Genomic DNA, 23,194 nt, shown 5'->3' on the forward strand with positions numbered 1-23,194 from the left:
AACGGCTGTGTTGACCTTATATGGCGACACAGCCGTTCTGTATTTATGAATCAGCCTGTTAAGGCTAACCTATATTTCATCCTTGTAAGGATGGATGGTTTGAATGGTGCCATCATCGTTGTATTTCAGCTCTGTATATTTAACAGAACGCTTATTGTCAGCTCCGCCAGACAAAGAGCTATCATGATAAAATAGATACCATTTTTCTTGAAATTGAACTATAGAATGGTGTGTTGTCCAACCTAGTACCGGAAGAAGGATTTTTCCTTGGTACACATAAGGTCCAAGTGGATCTTTACTGATAGCATATACAATATTATGAGTAGTACCCGTTGAGTAAGACAGATAATAATTATCGTTATATTTATGTACCCATGGTCCTTCAAAATATCTTCTTTCTTCATCTCCGGCAAGAATCGGATTTCCATTCTCATCGATGATAGATATTTCTCTAGGCTCACCTTCAAAGCTAAGCATGTCCTCGCTCAGCTTAGCTACGATAGGCCCAAGTGCTGGTGCTGTTTCAGCAGGTCCCTCGGCATCCGCAACAAATGAGCCGGTTTGCCATTTTTCAAGCTGACCTCCCCAAAGACCACCAAAATAGATATATGATTTGCCGTCATCATCAACGAAAACAGAAGGATCAATGCTATAACTGCCGGGAATGTAGTTCGGTTCAGGTGTAAATGGACCGGAAGGTGAAGCTGAGGTAGCAACCCCAATTCGGAAAATATCGTCATGGTCTCTGGCCGGGAAGAACAAATAGTAGGTATTGTTTTTGAATGCTGCATCCGGAGCCCACATTTGCTGTTTCGCCCATGGAACATCCTTAACATGAAGCACTTGACCATGGTCAATACAAGGGGAACCCTCTCCATCAATGGAGAGAACATGGTAATCCTCCATATTATATTGATCACCGTTGTCATTAGAGATCATTTCATGATCCAGGTCATGAGAGGGATAAATATAAATCTTGTCTTCAAATACATGAGCGGAAGGATCCGCAGTATAAATATGAGTTACGAGAGGTTCATTGGGTTGTACAGGCTTCGTCAAGTCATTTCCTCCTATAAAATTAATCGCTTACAATCTTAATGCTATAGGAACTTTTGGACTCTGTATATATAGCAACTATAGTTTATACCCCACAAAGTTTAGATGTTTCTTTATTGACATTGCCGAATCGCCTCATGTTCAAAATACTAATTTCCCTGACTGATTCAGTGAAATAATTAAGAATAATAAAAGGAATTAGGATATAAAAAAGAACCTTTATAAAAAGGTTCTTTTTTATATGAGAATCAACTGATAAATTCTGATAAAGTCTATGGTTGTCTTTTTCCGTGGAATTGCCGATGAAGTTCCCATACTTGTTCTGCCAGATCCGGTACAGGGCCATCTACGACCGCATCATGGATAACCTCTTGAATACTCAAATTACGGACGGGTGATGCTGTAACGCCCATATCGCTTAACCACTGTGATAATTGTTGCGAAGAGCTCGCATATACAATTCGTCCTAATTGAACCCAACCATGAGCCGCTGCGCACATAGGGCAATGTTCTCCCGAAGTATACACAGTAGCCTGATTGCGTTCTTCCAGTGACATATTTTGAGCCGCCCAGCGGGCCAATGCGAATTCCGGGTGCTGAGTATGATCACCACCGCCTACATGGTTGCTGTCTTCAGCCAAGACTTCTCCACTTGCTGAAACCAGGATGGAACCGAAAGGCTCGTCCCCAGCTTCGAGAGCAGAGTGGGCAATTTCAATACAGCGCTTGAGATGTTCGATATCCGTTTCGTTGATCATGATGATAGAGCCTCCTGACTTTAATTTATTGAGAAACTTGTTTAACAACTAGACCTGATCCTGTTTGTTCGCTTCATTCTTCTATGTTAGCATGTAAAGTATCAGATGAAAAATAAATTCCAGCATGATAAACATAGGGAGGACATCTAGAAATGAAGCACCCATTTATTTTAAATGCAGTATGGAACGGCGGTCGTAACAGTGACGGAACAATTGAAACGGGCCAGCTCAAGACTCAAATCTCCATTCCGAAGGAAATGGGAGGACCCGGAGTTGGAACGAATCCGGATGAGATGCTTCTGGGTGCCGCGGCAACCTGCTATCTCATTACACTTGCAGCTATGATGGAGCGATCAGGGCTTACGACTTCCAGCCTGAAGTTAACGTCAGAGGCGACAGTGGATGTAACCAATAATATTTTTACATATGAAGCGATCAAACATTCACCTATCATCACACTTACTAAAGATGCGTCAGAGGACGATATTGAAAAAGCAATTCGTATTGCCCACAAAGCAGAAGACTCCTGTATGATCTCCAGAGCTGTAGCAGGAAACGTACAAATTACTACAGAGCCAACAGTACTGACGTCAAGCTTGTAAGGATAAGTTCTACAGGAACTTTATCCGTTAGGTAATCAGAGAGGAGACGTTAACTTTGAACGTTGAGTTGTATAAGGACTTAATCAAGGATGAACGAGGGAATTATTACGTAGCGGTACAAAAAGAGGGCAAAGAACTGACTTTGCTAAATGCAATGCTTGAACGATCTTACCAGGACCTGTGGGAATTTAATGAAGAGTTTAAAAAGAAATATGCAGAGTACGAGCACCAGTTCATCGGCAAAATGATTATGGACAAGCTGCGGCATGATATTGTATTCGCATCCAAAGAAGACGGCCATGGACAAATGTATGATCTCGCTGTGGTTACCGGTAATTACAAGGTTACTTTTATCGATATGATTGAATTTTATAGGAACCCTAGAGAAGGACGTAGCCATGACAGCGACATCGATTAAACTTAGCGTATTGGATCTCGTGCCTGTATTTGATAATGTGGATCCAAGTTTTGCGTTGGGACAAGCAGTGAACCTGGCTCAAACAGCTGAAAGACTGGGATATACCCGGTATTGGGTTGCCGAACATCATGATATGCCGGGCTTAGCGTGTACAGCGACAGAAGTGCTTTTATCGCATATTGGAGCGAAAACACAGCATATCCGCCTCGGCTCGGGAGCGTTATTGCTGCCACACTATAAGCCGCTAAAGGTGGTAGAGTCTTTTCATTTGCTGGCCAGTTTGTATCCGGGGCGCATCGACCTTGGGTTGGGCCGGGCTCCAGGTGGTGCTGCTGAAGTTAGCTTAGCGCTTAGCGGGAATTTTCTCGAAAATGTCTGGAAAATGCCGGAGCTGCTTAAGGGAGTCACCGAGTTATTACAGGGGAACTATTCCTATGAAGGACGTCAGATAACCGCCCGCCCGATCCCGCCTGAATCACCTGAGTTGTGGCTGCTAGGTACGAACAAGAAGAGTGCGGCATATGCTGCTGAGTTTGGAGCAGGCTATGTGTTTGGACAATTCATGAGCGATGTACCTGGGGAGGAGATTTTACAGGCTTATCGAGAAGCTTTTGCTCCTACTTCAAATTCATCTGTTCCGCGGGCAATTGTTGCTGTTGGCGTGATTTGCGCCGAGACAGAGGAGGAGGCAGAACGACTTGCCTCATCGGGTATGACATTGTTCCAACAAGAAGGTTCAGCCGAAGATAGGTCCAAGCTCTTGGATCGTAAGCTGCTGATAGGTTCACCTGAAAGTATTAAAGAAAAACTGGAACACTTATCTCGTTTGTATGGAATTGATGAATTTATTATCGTTACTATGATTCCAGACTATGAGAAACGGCTGCATTCGTTTGAGCTGCTTGCCCGTGCTTGCTTGACCGCTAACTAATGAATAAGTAAGAGATCTTCTTCTTGCTATGCTAACGGGAAACTAGTGATATATCATGAGAGGGCTGCCGAGAGGTAGCCCTTTGATCATTCGATTATGCTAAAGGAGGTACATATAGATGTTGTCTCATACTTCTGACTCCATTAAAATCCCTCCCGGATTTTGGACAGGATTAATTCAATTAGGGATAACCGCCCAAGATATAGCCAGTAAAGCAAGTCTTCCGCTGAGCCTTATCACAGAGTCAGAAGTCACCACAGCCCAATATTTCGCTATCTGGCAGGCATATTCGGATCTCATTGGAGATACTGCTGAAGGAATCATCAAGTTAGCAACAGTTTTTGAAACCACACAATATCCGCCGACTGTCTTAGCCACTTATCATGCTAAAGATTATCGCGACGCTCTAAACCGAATGGTGCGCTATAAACGAATGTGCCCTCCAGAAAGCTTGCATATCATCGAGGAGGGAGAGTTGTGTACAATCGAATTAAATTGGCAGCATCCCGAGTATTCCGGTCCATCTCTGCTGCTTGGCCTTACTCTGGCGTTTTTACTGGAGCTTGGGCGGCGGGGAACTGGTATACCTATAACAGCACAGTTTGTAGAATTTTCACAACCCATAGGGAATTTACAGGTTCTTGAAGCTTATTTCGGCTGTCGAATTCAGATCGGTGCTGAGACTAACCGCTTAACACTACGACGAAGTGATTTGGAGCTGCCCTTTATCTCGTATAACGAAGAGTTACTAGAGATTCTGACTGCCGTTTTAGATCGGACACTTACTGAACAACAGAGCAGTCACTCAATAACTGAAAGGGTCAAATGGATTATGAAACGTTGCCTTAGCGGAGGTCAACCCGAGATTCAAACCGTTGCTAAAGAGCTAAGGATGAGTGCTCGTACCTTACAGCGGAGGCTTACTGGAGAAAATACGAGCTTCAAGCAGTTACTGACAGAAGCTAGACATGAGCAGGCGCGAGCGTATTTAGCAGATCCTTCCCTTGATGTTAAAGAGGTGGCTTTCTTGATCGGATATGTAGATCAGAACTCGTTCTACCGTGCCTTCCGACTTTGGGAAGGAGATACTCCTTCAAATTGGCGTGTTAAACAAGAAGTTTGGCGCAAGACACTAGTTACTGAATAATCCCGGGAAGATAGTATAAATACTAGCCGGTGCACAGAACTGTTCTTGAGAAACTACTAATAAGCGCCGTATTAAAAGGAGAAATGAAATATGGATATGGGATTAAACAATAAGACAGCCTTAATTACAGGATCTACGAAAGGTATTGGTAAAGCCATCGCCTTTGAACTTGCCAACGAAGGTGTTAATGTACTCATAAATGGTCGGAACTATGAAAAGGTAGAACAAACTGTAAATGAAATTAAATCGAAATTCCCGGCAACTTCTCCGCAGAATGCTACTGCCGATATTGTCGATATGGAGCAAAGAGAAGCTTTATTTGATAAATACCCCAATATCGATATTTTAGTTAATAATATGGGGATTTATGAAATTATGAGCTATGAGGACGTTGACGATGAAATATTTGAAAAATACATCCGTACAAATGTTCTTGCTGCAAATGGGTTAACAAAATTTTATTTACCCAAAATGTTAAACAACAATTATGGCCGAGTGATCTTCATCGCCAGTGAAGAAGCAATAATGCCCTCAGCGCAAATGCCACAGTATGCAATGACAAAATCAATGCTATTATCTTTGTCAAAAAGCTTATCTAAATTAACAATAGGAACAGAAGTTACAGTCAATACTATCATGCCAGGACCAACACTCTCTGAAAATGTGCAGCAAATCATTGATGGGATGTACTCAGATGAAGAGTTAACTTTTTCAGAGAAAGAGAAAAAATTCATGACTACAAACTTACCGCAATCTGAAATACAGCGATTTATTAAACCTTCTGAAATTGGCAGACTAGCAACATTTGTATGTAGTCCCTATGCCACTGCATTTAAAGGTTCTTCGATCCGTATGGATGGGGGCATGGTACCAACTATTTTCTAAATGCACATATCGTACGAAAAAAGCCACTCCTTAAGGAATGGCTTTTTCATTTGATAAGTTATTCGCCAACCTCCGGTATAACAAAGGATACCAAAGTGCCTTCTCCTTGGTTGCTCTGAATCGAAAGGCCCTGACCATACAATTGCATCAGTCTTCGATGGGTATTAGCCAATCCGATGCCACTTTTAGCTTTCATGGTCGGTTCCAGCAACAACGCGAGCGTTCTATGATCCATACCTTGCCCATTATCCTCCACTTCGATTTTTACAGCATTGTTCAGACGTGTGATCCGAATATAAACGGTACCACCCTGTTGACGCCTTAGCAGACCATGCTTAACAGCATTTTCTACTAAGGGTTGGATGGACAGGGGAGGTAACAGGATATCAATGTCCGGATCTACCTGCCAAACAACGGATATTCGTTCTGCAAATCGCGTTTGTTCAATATACAAATAAGATTCTACCAGCTCTAGTTCATGAGAGAGGTTCACAAGTTCTCCGATATTTAAAAAGTCAAAGCTGATTCGCAAAAAGGAAGTAAAAGCAGTAATGAGCTCTTGCATCTTTTTAGTATCCATATCACTGAGTGCCGCAATTGAGTTCAACGTATTGAACAAAAAATGGGGTTGAATCTGTGCCTGTAGATAAGCTGCTTCAATACGCAACCTTTCATTAAAGGATATTTTCATCGCTGTTAAGGCCCGAATGCGATATTTGAGTTCTACTGCATCCACAGGCTTGGTAACATAATCATTGGCACCGGAGTAGAATCCAGTGTAAATATCTTCAGGTTGACTGCGGGCAGTCAGTAATAGTATAGGGAGTTCGTATAATGAATAACGAGCGCGAACCTTTTGCGTTAATTCATATCCTGACATATGCGGCATCATTACATCACTGATAAGCAAATCCCAACTCTTTTTATCTAACCAATCCAGTGCCTCGTGGGCTGAGTTCACTGTCGTAATGAGATAAGGCTCATTTTCGAGAATCCCCTTTAGTACATTCAGATTAACAGGATCATCATCTACCACCAAAAGATTTACTTTTGCATCTGTAAGGAGCGGCGGGATTTTTTCTGCGTGATGATTGGATTGCTCGGAAATCCCCCAGTCAGCCATCTGCTTATAAATCTCATCTGCTGTATACGTCGTTATAGGTTCAGCCTCTCTTACTATCTGGTCGCTATATGAACCAGCAAGGGGAAGAGAAAAACTGAAAGTTGAACCTTTGCCTGGCTCAGATTGTATGCGCAGGCTACTACCATGTAGTTCGACCAACTGCCTACTTATGCTTAATCCCAGCCCAATCCCACGTCCGTCATTTATTCCGTGAGGACCTTGCTCATATGGGAGGAATACACGATCCATAGTTTCTTTGGTCATGCCTACCCCGGTATCTGTCACATAGATAAAGACTTGACCGTCTTTTTCCTCAGCTGACACTGAAACAAGTCCTACTTCGGTGTATTTGAGCGCGTTGTGGACTAGATTTAGTAGTACTTGTACCACTCTTTTCTCATCCGCAAGAACAGGTGGCATAGATTCTGGAATGCTCATGGATAACTGTACGGGTTTGCCTTCAATCATATATTGCAGCATGCTAATGACTCCGGGGACCACCGATTGAACTGAAATAGGCTCCTGTTTTAAAATAACTCGATGCTCCTGAAGACGGACAACATCCAGTAAGTCGCCAAGCATATGTGACATACGGCGGCTGATAGTAATCAGCAGCTCCATATCCTGTCGGCTACTCTCGTAGAGTCTATCCTTTTCCTTCGTTACTATATTTTGCGCGATATTCATAATCCCATGAAGCGGTGTTCTTAGCTCGTGAGAAGTATTGGCGAGAAACTGATCTTTAAGTTTGTCTGCTTTTTTCAGCTGCTCATTTAGCTCCATGTTCTCTTTGGCATTCTGGAAATACTTTTTAAACCAATAAGCTGAGAAACCCACGATGGCAGCAATAATATCCAAAGGATAGTAGACTATCGAATAGTGTCCTTTACTATCCCACAAATTCCATAACAAATTAGAAATGATCGCCGCACCTGATAACAGCAGAAAAACAACATCCTTATCATCTTGTTTTTTGAACAATAAGCGAATCAAGCTATAAATCAACCAGATGAAGGGAATATACTGAAACACCTGAATGATTCCCCAATGAATCGATGTACTGACCAGATAAGCAGGAACGATAAATATAAATAAGGTATAAAGAAATAGACACCCAGTGTAAGCACGTAACCACTTGTTGCCTTCAGCCCCTGAGGTGAATTTCCTGAAAACAAGCAGAATAAAAAGGTTTTGCCATAAGAAAGCGATTAAACGGATTTTTAATGACCAAGTGTAATTAATCGGCAGCAATGAAAGAACTAAGTTGTCGTTTCGGGCTAAAAGGATTACGGCTACAGATAATGTCATTAACCCTACAAGAAAGAGAGCACGTTCTTTAGGGTTAAATAAGTATAGAATATAGGCATATAGCCCATGCAGCAGCAGGATGATTGCAGTAAGCATTTGAAATCCGACGGTATAAAAATTTGTCCGGTTAACCACTTCCTGAGAGCCAAAGAAAATAGGCCCGCTTATACCACCTTTATAGGGATGATCAAAGTTTGCTACATGAATAAGAACATCTATTACTGCCGTGTCTTTTGAAAAATAAGATGCTGTAAATGTGGTGGTTTTTGGTACATATGTATCGGCATTAAGAGCAATTTTCCCATTATTAAGAATAGGGGCGCCGTTAATTTCCACACTAGAGGCGGAATAAATTTGTTTGATCCACAATGCGACAGGCTGCTGAAGTGGATCTACTAAAATGCGCAGACGGTAAGTACCATATCCATATGAAGAATTGTACTCGCTTCCTAGGGCTTGGCTCCAATTCCCAGGAACTTTAAGATATTGGGGCAGTTTTGGGATCGTAGAAGACTTGGACGAAACGAATTGCGAAGGATAGAAGCCCCATTCACCATCTAGTCTGATTAGGCTAGCTTTCTTCAGATCCTGCCCCCGTAAATCTAGTACCCCATTGCTAATTACAGGAACATTGTCAGAAACCTTAAAAAAACTAATCCAAATGCAGCGTATGCCAAAGAGAATGCTGATAAAAAGTAGAATGATAGCCAGCTTATGTAGGATAGTATTATTTTTCATGTGAATATTATAGCAAATAATTCTAATCTAGAATCTAAAAAGGAGATTATTTATATAAGATAAGCAAATGTCAACAATGATCTTAACGGCCAGTATAGTTATAATTGATCTTTATAACCAATAACTTGTAAATATTGTTATTATTAGAGAGGGAGTTTTCAATGCTAAGAGGTCAAATATCTGCAATAGGTAATGCACTGAAATGAAAAGGAATGAACCAAATGCCTAAGGAAGAAGTGTTAAAAGGCGGTAATGTAAATCATATTGTCCGTATGGCGAACACTGTTCGCCGCCCTACGGGTTATTGGAGTCCGAATGTTCATGAACTACTCAAACATTTGGAACAACAGGGCTATGAGGGAGCACCAAAATTTCTCGGGATCGATGATTCCGGTCGTGAAATATTGACATTTATTTCCGGAGAAGTTCCAGGGGATAATTATCCGATACTTGAACCGTATATGTGGTCGGACGAAACGCTTGTGGGTTTGGCACATCTTATGCGTCGTTTCCATGATGCGACTACAGTGTTTAGGCCCAATACGGAGGACAGATGGCAGCTTAGCTATGCCGACGATGCCGAACACGAAGTGATCTGTCATAATGACGCAGCGTTGTATAATATTGTTTTTCAAAAAGAGGCTCCTGTGGCGCTGATTGACTTTGACATGGCAGGCCCAGGTCCGCGTATATGGGACATTGCGTACACCTTGTACACATCTGTTCCACTTGCGAGTTTCGCACCGGACCATACTTCTGGAACCACAGTAGCATACCAATATGAAATACATGCCGTAGAGCGACGTCGGCGAATTCATTTGTTTTTTGAAGCTTATGGAATTCCCGTCCCAAATAATCTGCGACAGTGGATTATACAACGTTTGATAGTACTGTGTGATACATTGAGAAATGGTGCTGCTGATGGGAATCCTGCCTTTCAGAAAATGGTAGACGAGGGTCACTTGGCCCACTATGAAAGTGAGATTCGGTTTGTAACAGATCATTTCGAAGATTGGATATAAAAATCGGATATTCCGCTCATGGACAGGATCATTGAATAAAATTAAAAAAGTATACCATTAGAATTGAGGTCTGAGAATGAGTGTAAAACGAATTGTCACAAATATTAAAACGCAGAATGTTTCGGCAGCAAAAAGCTTTTACCAGGACGTACTCGAGCTTGATTTATTGATGGATCATGGTTGGATTGAAACATACGGCTTACCCGGAAAGGAAAACATTCAAATAAGCTTTGCCTCACAAGGCGGCTCCAATACGCCTACTCCTGATCTATCGATTGAAGTTGATGATGTCGATGTGGTGTTTGAAAGAATGAAAAGTGCTGGATATAAGATAGAATATGGACCTGTTGATGAGCCTTGGGGAGTTCGGCGATTCTATGTCCGCGATCCATTTGGCAAACTTATCAATATCCTTGCTCATGGACATTAGATAAGCAGTCACGGCGTGCATAAATCTAGATTGTTAATCTAACAGAATCAACTCCGTCCTTTAAGGGACGGAGTTTTTTGCGTACTTATAAATGATTTTAAGGAAGCATGATTATGTCCCTCAAAAAACTAGCTTCCTCAATAGTATTTCACATATTTCATAAGGTCAGCGATCCCTAAAAACTGCTTTATTAATTGGCTATTTAATTTTTGAAGCGCAAGCTCGAAGGATATTTCAACTTTTTTATAGTTTTGTGTCTCTATTTCTTTCAGGAGTTGTTTCATGTTCTCGATATAATACACGGTCTTCCTTAAACTGCTGATCAGTATAATCTTTCTTAATTCCGTTAGAGTATAGAGCCTATAGCCGTTGTCTTTGTTTCTGTTAGAAGTAATAAGGCCTTCTTGTTCCCAATGTCGAATGGCTGAAGGCTTAACGCCTGCCATTTGTGCAACCTCACCAATTGTCATTGCATTTGTTACCTCTAAATCTTTGTATTTTGATAAATCTGCGTTTCGGAACATGCGTAACACTTCCTCTAACCTAAGCTTTTCTAATTGTGTATTATGCTGTTCTTGATTGATTGTCCAAAGTGCATGTTCAATTTGCCCGGCTTTAATCTTTCTCATCACATCGTACACCACTGGAATCTCATATCCTTGCAAAAGGGCACGAATCGTTATAAAAGCTTGAACATGGATGGATGTGTAACATCTGCGATTGCTAGCAGTCCTCGGGACATCGGGAACTAAGTCTTGATCTTCGTATCTTCTTAACGTAGTAGTACTTACATTTAATTTCTTAGCTATCATTGTAGGTGTGTAAATATCATCCATAGTCGCTATCGCCCCATACATTAAAGTAAAACCTTCAAGTGCTACAACAATATTAAATCTAATTTATCAAGATATATCAAGGCTTAGAATGGGATAAACCGAAAGATTGCATGAATGTTATATGATATTTTTATAAAACAGTAAGGAGAGGATTGTTTGAAAAAGAATATACGATTATCCAATCAATCAACAATAGAAGTAGGATTAACGGGTGTCTCAGATCGCCCAACCATTATGTTACCTATCGCTAAAAAATCTGTGTACAATCAGGAGGCAGACAATCTAAAGCTATGGGGCGTAGATCCTGAATTAGGTAAACATTTTGTTGAAGGTCTCGCGGATACGTTTCAAGTGCTTTATTTTGATTATGAGGGTCATCTCTTTCAACATCCAGTGGGCAACTTAACTGCAGATCATATTGTGAAGGATTTACTCCTCATTGCTGATGAAATGAACGTTAAGAACTTCAGCTACTATGGTTATTCTTGGCTAGCTCTAATTGGACTACAATTGGCTGTCAGAACAAATCGTCTGGAAAGCTTGGTCATGGGAGGTTTTCCGCCTTATAATGGTCCCTATCAAGAGATGATGATTGTAACTCACAAAACACATACCCAAGCTTTGAATAATCAAAATGAGGCAGCTGAAATAAGCTCTTTTGAAACAGAGAATCCAGATGAGATAGACTGGGACAACATCAAGGTATCTATAGATACCCGTGTAACAGCTCAATTTGTTGCCTTATACGAAAGCATCACTGCTTTTGATGATCGTAGTATTCACCATTTGCTTAGTCTTCCTAAATTAGCTTTTGCAGGAGAAAATGATACTATCGTATATGGTGAGAATTTTGGGAATGTTACCGTTGATATTGCTGGGATATTAAAGAAGAATACGACGAAGCTGTGTGATTTAGGTTGGGATGTTGAAATCCTAACGGGAACCCAAATGGATCATACAAAAGCGATGCAACCAGCTGTGGTTTTACCATTGATTAAGCCTTGGTTTATAAAAACAATTATAAATACGGACTAGACTGTAAATTGAGCATTTTTACCCCAGCTGTAAATGAGGATCAATCAATTCGGGCGGAACAGCAAACGGAAAAGGGAACAATATTGATGATAGCCAAAGGTGGAGAAGAACTTGGGCATTTGGTAGTATCGAGTACGATGGGACAAGAGTGTGCTCAGACCTTTCAGAGTAATTACTCTATTATCTACAGACAGGAAGATCAGGACAAAGTCTTAATGGAACTACCCATTTACTCGGCCATCCACCAGTTGGAGCAGGTACACTGGAAGAAGATGCTAAAGATATCTATTACAAATTAGAATTACACAATAAACGGTTAGTGGTTGATTAGCATGATTCGAACAAAAAGAAGGTCAGTCCACGAAATTGCGGAGCGGTTATGCTTCTATCATGAAAACTGTGGATGCTTTGTATGTTGACGGCGTTCAATGGTCACTTCACACAGAAGACCGATTGCCTTATCGGGGCAGTACTGCCCTATAGAAAGGTGCTGCAATTCATCTATTGTTCTCATTTAATATATTGGCCGGTGTTGCCCTTTATAGGGTACACCGGCTTTTATTATAGGCACATTGGTCGATGAAGATGACTTAAGAATCAAAAGGATAAGATCACACGTCATATTATTGGCATTGAATGTCGAAGCTTATGAAGACATAAAATGATTTCCCGCACTATTACATAAGAACAAAACTTTTTTGCAACCAAAACCCTTCTTTTCTTACTTTATAAGTGAGGCCTTAATCAAACTGAACGGAAGTGATGGAGTGGAAGATAGTGAAATCATACAGCTGTACTTTGCGCGTAATGAAACAGCAATAGAAGAAACATCCAAAAAATATAGAAATTATTGTACTAAGATCGCTCATAACATTCTGTCTAATTTAGAAGATTCGGAAGAATGCGTGAACGATACCTTTCTAGGAGCATGGGAAGCGATACCGCCGAAGACGCCTGCTAAGCTCTCATCTTTTTTGGGGAGGATCACCCGGAATATCGCATTAAATAAATACGATTATTACATGGCCAAAAAGCGGAATAAAACATTCGATACGATTCTTGATGAATTAAATGATTGTTTATTCTCGCCAGACAATGTTGAAAGTCAATACGAGGAAGAACAAATGGCTGAATCCATAAGCAATTTCCTTCTGAAAATTAACGAAGATCATCGGAATATCTTCCTGAGACGTTACTGGTACTCCGATTCTTTGGCTGATATCGCAACGCGATTTTCAATAAGTGAGAGTAATACGAAATCTATCCTTTTTAGAACACGAAAAAAACTCCAATTATACCTTAAGAAAGAGGGTTATATCCTATGAATAATAAAGATCTATTTAAGACTATTGGTTATGTAGACGGCAATCTGGTGGAGAAGGCCAACACGGCGAGGCGCACTAAAAAGAGAACATTTGCGAAGTGGGGATCATTGGCCGCTTGTGCTGCATTGGTGTTAGGAGTGGCTGTTTACACATCTCCTTTGAAGCCATCGTTTACTAATTCACCACAAATCTCGCAGCAAACGCCAGTCTCAGCTCCCAACGGAGTTCGGAAGATTTTAAATTACAATGGATTTCGTTATGCATTCGTGGGTGATGGTGCTCAGTTTAAGTTCACAGGAATGAAGCCTGAAAAGTCACTTGGAAGCATAGATTTTGATATCAACCAAGAGATCGGGAAGGACGATGGAAGTAAAGATGTAGAAAAGGATTATGCATCTACGTTCGCAGTCGGAGGTAAGCTATATGAAATCCCGCCGTACCCATCCCAATTCCGTATTGCTGTTAAGTATGAGGGACATTATTATTTGGCAGAAATCGTGGCGAAGACAAACGATTCTATAATGACAGCTAAGGAATATCTAGATATGTCTAATCTAAAAGAGCATGCAAAAGAAATCCATGTTCTTAATCATGTAGGGAATGACGTGTTAAAGAAAATGACGGATCATGCCTCTGTGGAATCTTTCATTGATGGGCTCTATAGCGCAAAAACAGCTGATTTAAGCAATAAAGAATACGAAGCTATTGCCCAGGCGCAGTCCCAAGGAAAATCGTATCAGCTAAAGTTCAATCTTAACGATGGAACCTATATGGGCATGTATATCATTCCTGAATTAAAAGTCGTATCTATGGGAGATGCTTACTATCAATTGCCTGATCTCTTCTTTGATCAATCCGGAGAACTTTTTTCCGGGCTTACACAAGATGTGTTGCCGCTTTACTAAACTTAAGAAGATTTGATTATGCTTAATAAAAAAGTAACGATTTCTAACAAGTTAAAACAAAGGCATCGAATCCACAGATTCGATGCCTTTGTTTTAGAGTAGAGTACAATTACCCAGATTGTGCGTTAGCCCTCACCCACTAATAGTCATTTGCGTATTACTAATACGAACAAAATGGTTACTAAATTTTCAATAATAGATGTATGTCATTTAAGTATGCAATTGAAAATGTTCAGTTGAGGAAGGAGATTAAGCTATATGGCTGCAACCATTACTGGAACAGTGTTTAATGATTTAAATCATAATGGGCAGTTTAATCCTGGTGAACCCGGGATTCCGAATGTTAGTGTTGTTCTATATAGTAATTCGTGTGGAACCTGTGTTTCTACGCTAACGAATGTCAATGGAGTTTATAGTTTTCCAATTACCGTTGCGGGAAGTTATTTCGTTTATGAGACGGTTACAGATTCGGGTGCTTCTTGTCCGCCAACTACTTTTTCGCAGCCAAGTGGATTTACAATGTCAAATGGGCCAAGAAAACTGACCGTAACCATTACAAAGTCTCAAATCAGCAATAATGCAACTGTAGCCAATCAGAACTTTAGCCATGATACTACAAATAATCCCTTAAGCTGTAATACAACAATGATTCAATTTGCAGGAAGACCTTCCGTTTGGTATTACCTCAATGTTGTAACAGGTGCAACCGTTATTCAAGGAACGGTTAGTCCACCTGTAGATATAAATGCAATCGGATATAATCCACTGGATAACTATATTTATGGATATGATCAGCTTAATAATAATCTCGTTCGAGTAGATAACAGTGGAAACGTCACTACATTATTTCCACTGCCACCCGGATTTCCCTCCGACAGCTATACCACCGGAACCTTTGATTTGAATGGTTTCTTTTATATTTTTGTTAATAAAGAATCTCGATTTTATGTAATTGATCTCCGGCCAAACGCTTCTACTTATTTGAAGCTGGTAAACCCAGCCAATGAATTTTCCGAGCAAACCAGCAACTTTGGCGTTCCCTTGAGCTCGGCTCTAAATGTCAGCGGCTGGGTTTATAATAGCTCGGATAGTCGTCTATATGGCATCACACCAACAGGTTTGATGGAAAGAGTAAATCCTGCTACGGGTGCGATTACAAATTTAACGACAACCCCACGTAGCGCTGGACCGTTCGGAGCAGCGGCGATCGATTTTAACCATAATATTTATGCAATTTCTAATAGTACGGGTAATATCTATCGATACACCATCGTTGGCAACACGGCTACGGCAACCCTATTCTCTAACACGGCAACTACTTCATTTAATGATGCTACCTTATGTCCTCAAGCTGTAATTAATTTGGACGTTAGTGACACTTCAGATACTGTAGCAGGAAATGGACTTGTCCTCGGGACACAAATAACATCAGAGCTCGACGCGGATCAGAATTCTACTGTAACGGGTGACGATATTTCGAAGGGGATTCAGATCGATGGACTTTCAGTTCCTCTCACAACACTTTCGGTAAGTGCCACCAGTTACACACTTCTTGCAACAGTGACCAATACAATCGGAAGTACAGCTAACTTATACGGATGGCTAGACTTTAACACAAACGGCATCTTTCAAGGTAATGAAGCGGCTCCGGTTCAGGTGGTATCTTCCCGGCCCGGAACACAAATTGTACCGTTAACCTTTACATTACCCCCTGGAGTAATTCTGGCGCCTACGCAAACTTTTGTCAGACTCAAATTTACGACGGATACGCTAGTGAACCAAAATATATCTCCGACAGCAGTGGATACAAGAAGCTTGGGAGCGGCATCTGACGGAGAGGTAGAAGATCATATTCTTGAGGTTAATAACATAGCAGATTTATTGGTAGACAAATCGAATACTCCTATTCCTGTTTTTCCGGGTCAAGAGCTGGAGTACTACATTAAAGTTATAAATAACGGACCGGATGCCGCTTTAAATGTTTTGTTAACCGATCTGATTCCACCGGAAGTCCTTAATCCAGAATACAGTCTAAACGGGGGAGCAACTTTCCTAGCATGGACTGGAAGCATAGGCTTGGGAACATTGCCAGCAAATGAATCCATTCCAGTTCTGATACGCGGGACGGTTAGCGATACTGCAGTGGGGACGATTATCAACACGGCAATCATTAGCAGTACTACTGAAGCCCCGGATCCAATAAATAACACATCGACTTCCTTTGCAACGGTGAATCAATCAGCAGATGTATCCGTAATCGAATTAGCAGATCCAACACTTGCCGTCCCAGGAGATTTATTGACATATTCGATCATTGTGTCAAATGCTGGACCATCATTAGCAGAGAATGTAATGTTAGTCGATGCCGTACCAAGTCAAATGACGAATCCAGAATTCTCTGTAGATGGAGGCATTACCTTTAATCCGTGGGACGGTTCTTATAACATAGGAACATTAATCAACGGGAATACAGTTATAATAATACTTCAAGGAATAGTATCTCATTCATCCGTTGGAACGATTATTAATACAACAGCGATTAATTCCACAACACCCGATCCTGAACTGTCTAATAACACTTCGACATCCGTTACTCCGATTATGAATTTGGCTGATCTTACCGTTGAGAAAACAGTAATCTCTTCTTCAGTCACCGCAGATCAAGTACTTACTCCCACTATTTTTACGGCCATTGCAGAACCTTCTAATGCGGAAAATGTTACCTTAACGGAGGGGAGGACAACAAACCCTTCTGCAGTTTCGCCGAATATCAAAGAAGCTGACCCGGATCTGTTCAATACTGTGAGCGTTACTAATGACGACCCATCGGATACCGAGGGGGTTATGTTAATCGATGCTGATCCTAGTAAAATCATTAACCCGGAACGCTCTGAAGAGTCTGTTACAGGAAACATTACGAATACGGTGATCGTAAGTTTAACTGCACCAGATCCAGATTCAACGAACAACACGTCAAGGACCGGTGCCCCAGTGAATGCATCATCGGATCTTTCTATCGTTAAAACAACGAGCTCGAGTACCGTTATTCCAGGACAATTGCTCACCTATAACTTGCTGGTAACGAATGAAGGTCCATTTGATGCTGATAATGTGGTAGTTACAAATAGTGTACCAAATCAGCTTATCAACGTAGAGTTTTCAATCGATGGAGGAAGGGCCTTTAATCCATGGTCGGGTTCCTATACGATCGGCACATTGGGAAACAGCTTTGGACTTACAATAATTATTCGAGGGACAGTTATCAATGAAGCGGTGGATACAATTACAAATACCGCAACCGTTAGCTCGACAACACCAGACCCGGATCCAACGAACAACACGTCAACCATCGTTATCCCGGTAAATGCAACTTCCGAGCTCTCTTTCGTTAAAATATCGAATGCGAATTCATCAGATTTAAATCTATCGAATAACACATCAACAATCAGTACTCCAATCAACATTTCGGCGGATCTTTCAGTTGTAAAAACAGCGAGTCCAAATCCCGTAGCTCCCGGCCAACCCCTCACGTATACCGTTGTCGTGTCTAACACTGGACCGTCCAACGCTGAGAATGTAACTTTAATTGATGCGGTGTCTAATGTGCTTTCAAACGTAGAATTTTCTACGAATGGAGGAACGACCTTTGCTCCTTGGGGTGGTTCCTTGAGTATAGGCGCATTGTCAAATGGCGCTTCCAATACGATATTAATTAGAGGCATCGTGAACACTTTCTCTAGTGGACCAGTATCCAATACGGCAATCGTAAGTACCACAACAACGGATCTAAATCCTGCTAATAATACATCAACGGTTACGGTCAATATTATCGGAACAGCGAATGTATCCATTGTCAAATTTGGATGTGCGGACCGAGCTTGCCCGGGTCAGTTGATCAGCTATACATTAGTAGTATCTAATGCAGGACCTTCGAATGCAGAAAATGTAACTTTAACAGATATTGTTTCAAGTATGCTTAGAAATGTCGAGTTCTCTACGAATGGTGGATTGAACTATTCACCTTGGAGTGGTTCTTACGCATTAGGAACACTGGCTAACGGATCATCAGTCACGGTTATAATTAGAGGGAAAATAAGCTCTTTCGCAGAGGATATGATCTCTAATACGGCAACAGTGAGTGCATCAACACCAGATCCGGTACCAACCAATAATTCCTCGACATTCGTTATTCATATTCAGAAAGGCGAAGAATGCCAAAAGTGCGGTAAAGATCATAAATGTGATGCATGTAAAAACATCCGTAAACCTCACAAAATAAAGAGATGTAAAAAATGTACGAAAACTCATAAATGCGATAAATGCAGAAGAGCAGCGCAGAAACGAAAAAATCGTTCTCGAAAGGCTTTAAAATTGAAACGTAAATAATTAGAAGCGGGTACCCCATAATGGAGGTATCCGCTTATTTGTGTGTCTACATAGCGAAAGCTAAATAGTGATAATTAGGTTAATGGAAGGAATAAGAATCTTGACATGACACCATTTGGTGTCCTATAATCAAATAGACACCAAATGGTGTCCAATTACGTGCTGATGAAGTATAATCAGTAACACTACAGGTAATATTACGGAAAAGGTGGGGGTGGTTTTGAACGATAATAGTCAAGTGAGAGATGTATATGACGCAGTTGCAGATCCAACAAGGCGAAAATTACTTCAAATCTTGGCTGATGTTGATGAAATACCCCTACATGAAATCACGATTCATTTTGAAATGGGTCGTACAGCAGTTTCTAAGCACTTGTCTATTCTTAAAGATGCTAATCTTGTAGTTGCTCGAAAGGTTGGTAGAGAAACGAGGTATCGTTTGAATGCCAATCCATTAAAAGAAATTCGGGATTGGGTATCTTTTTACGAAGGCTTCTGGAAAGAAAGAATCGATAAACTAAAACTTTTATTGGAGGAAGAATAATGAAACCGGATGTATCCTTAGATTATCAATTTACAAGCTCCATCGAGAAGGTATGGAACGCTTTGACGGATTCAGATACACTTGCGAAATGGATTTGGAGCAATGACTTTAAGCCAGTCGTAGGGCATAAATTTCAATTTCGTGCAGAGCCAAATGAATGGTGGGATGGTATTGTAGATTGCGAGGTTCTCGTTGTAGATGAGCCACATACATTATCCTATACTTGGCATAGTGCTGGAGAAGGTACAACAGTTACTTGGACTTTGAGCAAAGAGGAAGATGGTAAGGTTCATCTGCACCTTGCTCAATCTGGATTTAGTGAGGAGACCAAAGCTCGCCAAGGCGCTATCGAGGGAGCTAAATATGCTTGGGCGAATATGGGCAGTCAGCTTGAAAAAGTTTTAGCAGAACTGTAATTTCAAGAATAGGGCGCTTTTCTGAAACACGGAAAGTGCCCTTTTTAATGGGATAAATCATGGCAATACTACATGAAGAGAATGGAGATGAGATGATACCACTATGAAAATAAACCGATTAATTGCGAACAATATTAATAAGTTAGATGCAGTACTACCAGTAGATCAATCCCTAGGGATTGCTGGTTTGTCCGGTTCTGGTAAAACTACTTTTTGTCAAACCATCGGTGAAGAATCCAAGAAGCGTCTCGTTTCTTTATTGCCAAAGGCAGAATATCAGTATTTATTCCCTAACATTATGGAAACTAATTTCAGTGCGATCCAGATGGAAGAAATGCCGCTTGTACTTTTTCTAGGGAGATCATCCATTTCTTCTAATCCTCGATCAACTATTGGCACACATACGGGTGTGTTTACAGAGATTCGTGTTGCGATTGCTGAACAATATAACCTATCACCAGAGGTTTTTTCATTTAATAATGAACTAGGCTGGTGTCCAGATTGTAAAGGTCGAGGAACTACTAAAAATATCGAATGTAAAAAGTGTAAGGGGAAGCGCTATAATCAAGAAACTGAACAATACAAAATGAAGTTATTGAATCAAGACATGAGTATTTCTGATATCAACGATTTAAGTGTCGAAACCATTTTATCTCTAGCAGAAGTGCTGAACATTAGTGAAGGTAAACAAAACATTCTAAAAAACATTATCCATATGAATATTGGTTATTTAACCTTAAATCGGATTATGGGTACTTTGTCAGGTGGAGAGTTAACACGACTTTACTTAGCTGAATTTATGGCAACCAGTGAAAACACCGTAATTATCATAGATGAAATCTCTGTGGGTCTGGATCACCAAACCCTTTTGAAAATATTAGAACAGATTAAACAATTAGGCTTTAAGAATCAAATTTGGCTTATTGATCATTCGGACACGGTATTAGACATAACGGACGATCAATTGTTCTTCGGACCAGGTAGTGGGAAATATGGCGGGAAAATCGTTGAAGAATCACCACGTCCTGCGCCGATCAATGGGGAGATAAATCAGGCTACACCCACTGAATACTATCATTTTTATGATCTTTACTGTCGTAATGTTCAAATGGCTGAAATTCAGATCCCCCGTAATAGACTTGTAACATTCACTGGTGAATCTGGATGTGGTAAGTCTACACTGGTCAATGAGTGTATGTCCAAAGATTTTGTTACACGATATCCCAAAGATAAGCTGGTCATTGTGGGGCAAGATCGAAACCAATCGATTACCAGTCGGTCGACCGTTGCAACTTTTCTAGATATTAAAAGAAAACTCGCTAAATACAGTGAAGAGATTGATGATATTTTTCAGCGCTCGATTGAAGATATTATTGATGAATTGCCAAATGAAGACATTGCTCATAAACGCTTAAGTTTATTGATCAAGCTTGGCCTTGGTTATTTGACGTTGGAAAGAAAAACACAGTCTTTATCAACAGGTGAATTTCAATGTGTCCATTTAGTTTCCGAGTTATTCGCGGGTTCAAGAAATCCGAATACGCTATTCATCTTTGACGAGCCTTCCAAAGGGTTATCACAAAATATTTTAAATCAATTCATCGATAGCATTAGAGTTATTCTTCAGGATGAAACTGTATCCATTATGATGATAGAACATAACTCGTATATGCTGGAAAACTCTGATTTTATCGTTGATTTTGGCAAAAGACAGCTTGAACCCGTGGAGCATCTCGATGTTGTCAGCCATGAAGAATATTATCGTCAACACAACAATGAAACGCCTGTCGCTCCATTGCAGATCTCTTCAACACTGCGTCAAGAAAATGGTGTTAATTATTTAAAAGATGATCAAATTGCCTATTATAAAAATGCTGAAAATATCTATAAAGGCGGCATCTTAAAAAGCTTATCCTCTATGGCGCGTTTGATTTATGGTGAATACGAATCGGATACCATTGCACCTGTCATCGCTATTGATCTAGAACGCCACTTATATAGTCAATATACTTTTCTGTATGAGATTGGTAGCTTGATTAACCATATTGTAACGGCGCATCCGACCAATAAAGATACGAGTAGCTTCGATTTCTATTATCAAGACAATCATTGTCCATGCTGTAAGGGACGTCGAGTCGTTGAAAATTTTGATTTTGAAGTTGTCCTTCAGGACAAAAATGTACCGTTTTGGGAGGGCTTATTGCATCCAGATGCAATGGATATCCTAAAATTCTATCAATTCCCCAAAATAAAATTCATCTTTGAAGAGATTAAGAATGAACTCGGACATGATCTCAGCAAAAGTTATAATGAGATGACGGATGCAGAAAAGCATACTTTTTGGTACGGGTATTGGGAAAAGTCATTTTATGATAAGGCAAGCAAAGCAACGAGGACTTGGGAAGGCTTTAATTACATCATTGGGAACTACATGGTGATATCGAAGGCGATTATTAAAGAGCATATCAAACAATCTAAAATAATGATTACCTGTCCAATCTGTCAAGGAACCGTACTTAATCATCATAAGAAGCTAAAGTTTGGTGACACGGATATTCGTGAGATCATTGGACAGCCTCTCGAACAAGTGATTAGAACTGTTGGTGAATTACCGGCACTCCAAAAAATGAAAGCCATTGTCGGCGGCGATATGCTTCTGACAGAGGAAGTCTCTCTTTTACCATGGGAAACACAAGTTGCTCTGAAAATGCTTGAACTAGAGCTGGCAAGCTTTGCACACTATGAAATGGTGTTGCAAAATGCTTTGCCTTTCTGGGGAATAATTAGCAATAGTATAGAATCCATCAGCATAAATAATCGAATCACCATTTGTGATTTTGACAATATCACCGAAACAAGAGAAAACATCATTGATAAGTATTTCACGAATGGAAAATACAAAAAGCTGACCTATGTTTATGAAGCGTTTGGTTACAAAAAACTGGTCACTCTAATTAATAAGATAAAAGCTAGTCAACCATGTCCATTCTGTAAAGGAAAGAAAGTTATATCAGAAGATGGACTCCACGATGGCGTTTATAAGTTAACGATTCCATGTGTTAGTTGTTATGCAAGTGGAATTAATGATGAGGGCCGGAAGGAAACCGTTGAAGGTATTAATGTTCAGACCTGGCTAACAGGCAATGTAAGTGATGTTGTGTCTGAAGGCTCAAATATTGGAGCAGTGGCAGATATTCCAATTTTCAATCGTATTCGTGAGTTGAACAAACAAGAAATGATGGCCGTTTATCAATATCTTGAAGAAAATAATTAATAAAAGCCCAACTTCTCTATTGGTTTACGGAGAAGTTGGGCTTTTGGGTTTAGAA

At 40.5% G+C, this 23,194-nt stretch carries 19 protein-coding genes; 15 read left to right on the top strand and 4 right to left on the bottom strand.

Annotated elements, in window-relative coordinates:
- Nucleotides 1-69: 69 nt before the first annotated feature.
- Both R50345_RS14765 and R50345_RS14770 read right to left on the bottom strand, forming a co-directional pair.
- Nucleotides 70-1,059: a glycoside hydrolase family 43 protein gene (locus R50345_RS14765; protein WP_042127728.1), complete on the bottom strand. Its 990-nt coding sequence runs from the start codon at nt 1,057-1,059 to the stop codon at nt 70-72.
- Nucleotides 1,060-1,328: 269 nt separating this feature from the next.
- Nucleotides 1,329-1,814: a nucleoside deaminase gene (locus R50345_RS14770; protein ID WP_042127730.1), complete on the bottom strand. Its 486-nt coding sequence runs from the start codon at nt 1,812-1,814 to the stop codon at nt 1,329-1,331.
- Nucleotides 1,815-1,966: 152 nt separating this feature from the next.
- Between R50345_RS14770 and R50345_RS14775 the strand changes: the two genes are divergently transcribed.
- The 5 genes from R50345_RS14775 to R50345_RS14795 all read left to right on the top strand — a co-directional run bounded on the left by R50345_RS14775 (nt 1,967) and on the right by R50345_RS14795 (nt 5,797).
- Nucleotides 1,967-2,416 carry an OsmC family protein gene (locus R50345_RS14775; RefSeq protein ID WP_042127732.1) on the top strand — a complete coding sequence of 150 codons (450 nt, stop codon included), beginning with the start codon at nt 1,967-1,969 and terminating at the stop codon, nt 2,414-2,416.
- A gap of 55 nt (nt 2,417-2,471) precedes the next feature.
- The gene (locus R50345_RS14780) at nt 2,472-2,834 is read left to right on the top strand and encodes a hypothetical protein (protein ID WP_042127734.1); all 363 of its coding nucleotides are present in this window, start codon (nt 2,472-2,474) and stop codon (nt 2,832-2,834) included.
- Entirely contained in the window at nt 2,815-3,765 is a 951-nt protein-coding gene (locus R50345_RS14785) for an LLM class flavin-dependent oxidoreductase (RefSeq protein WP_042127736.1), read from the top strand. The genes R50345_RS14780 and R50345_RS14785 overlap by 20 nt, the downstream gene beginning before the upstream one ends.
- Nucleotides 3,766-3,883: 118 nt before the next feature.
- Nucleotides 3,884-4,912 (top strand): AraC family transcriptional regulator, encoded by a 1,029-nt coding sequence (locus tag R50345_RS14790; protein WP_042127738.1) that lies wholly within the window; start codon nt 3,884-3,886, stop codon nt 4,910-4,912.
- A gap of 90 nt (nt 4,913-5,002) precedes the next feature.
- Entirely contained in the window at nt 5,003-5,797 is a 795-nt protein-coding gene (locus tag R50345_RS14795; protein WP_042127740.1) for an SDR family NAD(P)-dependent oxidoreductase, read from the top strand.
- Nucleotides 5,798-5,855: 58 nt separating this feature from the next.
- Here the strand turns inward: R50345_RS14795 and R50345_RS14800 are convergent, their stop codons facing one another.
- Nucleotides 5,856-8,966: an ATP-binding protein gene (locus tag R50345_RS14800; protein WP_042127742.1), complete on the bottom strand. Its 3,111-nt coding sequence runs from the start codon at nt 8,964-8,966 to the stop codon at nt 5,856-5,858.
- A 212-nt stretch (nt 8,967-9,178) separates the two neighbouring features.
- Between R50345_RS14800 and R50345_RS14805 the strand changes: the two genes are divergently transcribed.
- Nucleotides 9,179-9,988, top strand: a complete 810-nt coding sequence (locus R50345_RS14805) for a phosphotransferase (RefSeq protein WP_042127744.1) — start codon at nt 9,179-9,181, stop codon at nt 9,986-9,988.
- 76 nt (nt 9,989-10,064) lie between these two features.
- Nucleotides 10,065-10,418 carry a VOC family protein gene (locus R50345_RS14810; protein WP_042127747.1) on the top strand — a complete coding sequence of 118 codons (354 nt, stop codon included), beginning with the start codon at nt 10,065-10,067 and terminating at the stop codon, nt 10,416-10,418.
- A 137-nt stretch (nt 10,419-10,555) separates the two neighbouring features.
- On the opposite strand, the gene R50345_RS14815 is transcribed toward R50345_RS14810, so the two are convergent.
- Nucleotides 10,556-11,230, bottom strand: a complete 675-nt coding sequence (locus R50345_RS14815; RefSeq protein ID WP_231574204.1) for a MerR family DNA-binding transcriptional regulator — start codon at nt 11,228-11,230, stop codon at nt 10,556-10,558.
- A gap of 180 nt (nt 11,231-11,410) precedes the next feature.
- Here R50345_RS14815 and R50345_RS14820 point away from each other — a divergent pair, with 180 nt between their 5' ends.
- The 8 genes from R50345_RS14820 to R50345_RS14855 all read left to right on the top strand — a co-directional run bounded on the left by R50345_RS14820 (nt 11,411) and on the right by R50345_RS14855 (nt 23,139).
- Nucleotides 11,411-12,289: an alpha/beta fold hydrolase gene (locus R50345_RS14820; RefSeq protein ID WP_042127749.1), complete on the top strand. Its 879-nt coding sequence runs from the start codon at nt 11,411-11,413 to the stop codon at nt 12,287-12,289.
- Nucleotides 12,290-12,297: 8 nt separating this feature from the next.
- Entirely contained in the window at nt 12,298-12,588 is a 291-nt protein-coding gene (locus R50345_RS14825; RefSeq protein WP_156114799.1) for a hypothetical protein, read from the top strand.
- 399 nt (nt 12,589-12,987) lie between these two features.
- On the top strand, nt 12,988-13,614 hold the full coding sequence (locus R50345_RS14830; RefSeq protein WP_231574205.1) for an RNA polymerase sigma factor: 627 nt from the start codon (nt 12,988-12,990) through the stop codon (nt 13,612-13,614).
- Nucleotides 13,611-14,519, top strand: a complete 909-nt coding sequence (locus R50345_RS14835) for a hypothetical protein (RefSeq protein WP_231574206.1) — start codon at nt 13,611-13,613, stop codon at nt 14,517-14,519. The genes R50345_RS14830 and R50345_RS14835 overlap by 4 nt, the downstream gene beginning before the upstream one ends.
- 258 nt (nt 14,520-14,777) lie before the next feature.
- Nucleotides 14,778-18,905, top strand: a complete 4,128-nt coding sequence (locus R50345_RS14840) for a DUF6923 family protein (RefSeq protein ID WP_042127755.1) — start codon at nt 14,778-14,780, stop codon at nt 18,903-18,905.
- A 214-nt stretch (nt 18,906-19,119) separates the two neighbouring features.
- On the top strand, nt 19,120-19,449 hold the full coding sequence (locus R50345_RS14845) for an ArsR/SmtB family transcription factor (protein WP_375102949.1): 330 nt from the start codon (nt 19,120-19,122) through the stop codon (nt 19,447-19,449).
- The gene (locus tag R50345_RS14850; protein ID WP_042127759.1) at nt 19,449-19,865 is read left to right on the top strand and encodes an SRPBCC family protein; all 417 of its coding nucleotides are present in this window, start codon (nt 19,449-19,451) and stop codon (nt 19,863-19,865) included. The genes R50345_RS14845 and R50345_RS14850 overlap by 1 nt, the downstream gene beginning before the upstream one ends.
- Nucleotides 19,866-19,968: 103 nt before the next feature.
- On the top strand, nt 19,969-23,139 hold the full coding sequence (locus R50345_RS14855; RefSeq protein WP_042127761.1) for an ATP-binding cassette domain-containing protein: 3,171 nt from the start codon (nt 19,969-19,971) through the stop codon (nt 23,137-23,139).
- The last annotated feature ends 55 nt before the right edge of the window (nt 23,140-23,194 follow it).

Origin of the sequence: Paenibacillus sp. FSL R5-0345 (genome assembly GCF_000758585.1) — a bacterium.
Classification (GTDB): Bacteria; Bacillota; Bacilli; order Paenibacillales; family Paenibacillaceae; genus Paenibacillus_AQ.

Coding starts and splice junctions, on each gene's coding strand:
- R50345_RS14835 (WP_231574206.1), top strand. CDS start 13,611: ATGAATAATAAAGATCTATTTAAGACTATTGGTTATGTAGACGGCAAT.
- R50345_RS14785 (WP_042127736.1), top strand. CDS start 2,815: ATGACAGCGACATCGATTAAACTTAGCGTATTGGATCTCGTGCCTGTA.
- R50345_RS14855 (WP_042127761.1), top strand. CDS start 19,969: ATGAAAATAAACCGATTAATTGCGAACAATATTAATAAGTTAGATGCA.
- R50345_RS14840 (WP_042127755.1), top strand. CDS start 14,778: ATGGCTGCAACCATTACTGGAACAGTGTTTAATGATTTAAATCATAAT.
- R50345_RS14810 (WP_042127747.1), top strand. CDS start 10,065: ATGAGTGTAAAACGAATTGTCACAAATATTAAAACGCAGAATGTTTCG.
- R50345_RS14815 (WP_231574204.1), bottom strand. CDS start 11,230: ATGATAGCTAAGAAATTAAATGTAAGTACTACTACGTTAAGAAGATAC.
- R50345_RS14795 (WP_042127740.1), top strand. CDS start 5,003: ATGGATATGGGATTAAACAATAAGACAGCCTTAATTACAGGATCTACG.
- R50345_RS14790 (WP_042127738.1), top strand. CDS start 3,884: ATGTTGTCTCATACTTCTGACTCCATTAAAATCCCTCCCGGATTTTGG.
- R50345_RS14805 (WP_042127744.1), top strand. CDS start 9,179: ATGAACCAAATGCCTAAGGAAGAAGTGTTAAAAGGCGGTAATGTAAAT.
- R50345_RS14800 (WP_042127742.1), bottom strand. CDS start 8,966: ATGAAAAATAATACTATCCTACATAAGCTGGCTATCATTCTACTTTTT.
- R50345_RS14775 (WP_042127732.1), top strand. CDS start 1,967: ATGAAGCACCCATTTATTTTAAATGCAGTATGGAACGGCGGTCGTAAC.
- R50345_RS14770 (WP_042127730.1), bottom strand. CDS start 1,814: ATGATCAACGAAACGGATATCGAACATCTCAAGCGCTGTATTGAAATT.
- R50345_RS14850 (WP_042127759.1), top strand. CDS start 19,449: ATGAAACCGGATGTATCCTTAGATTATCAATTTACAAGCTCCATCGAG.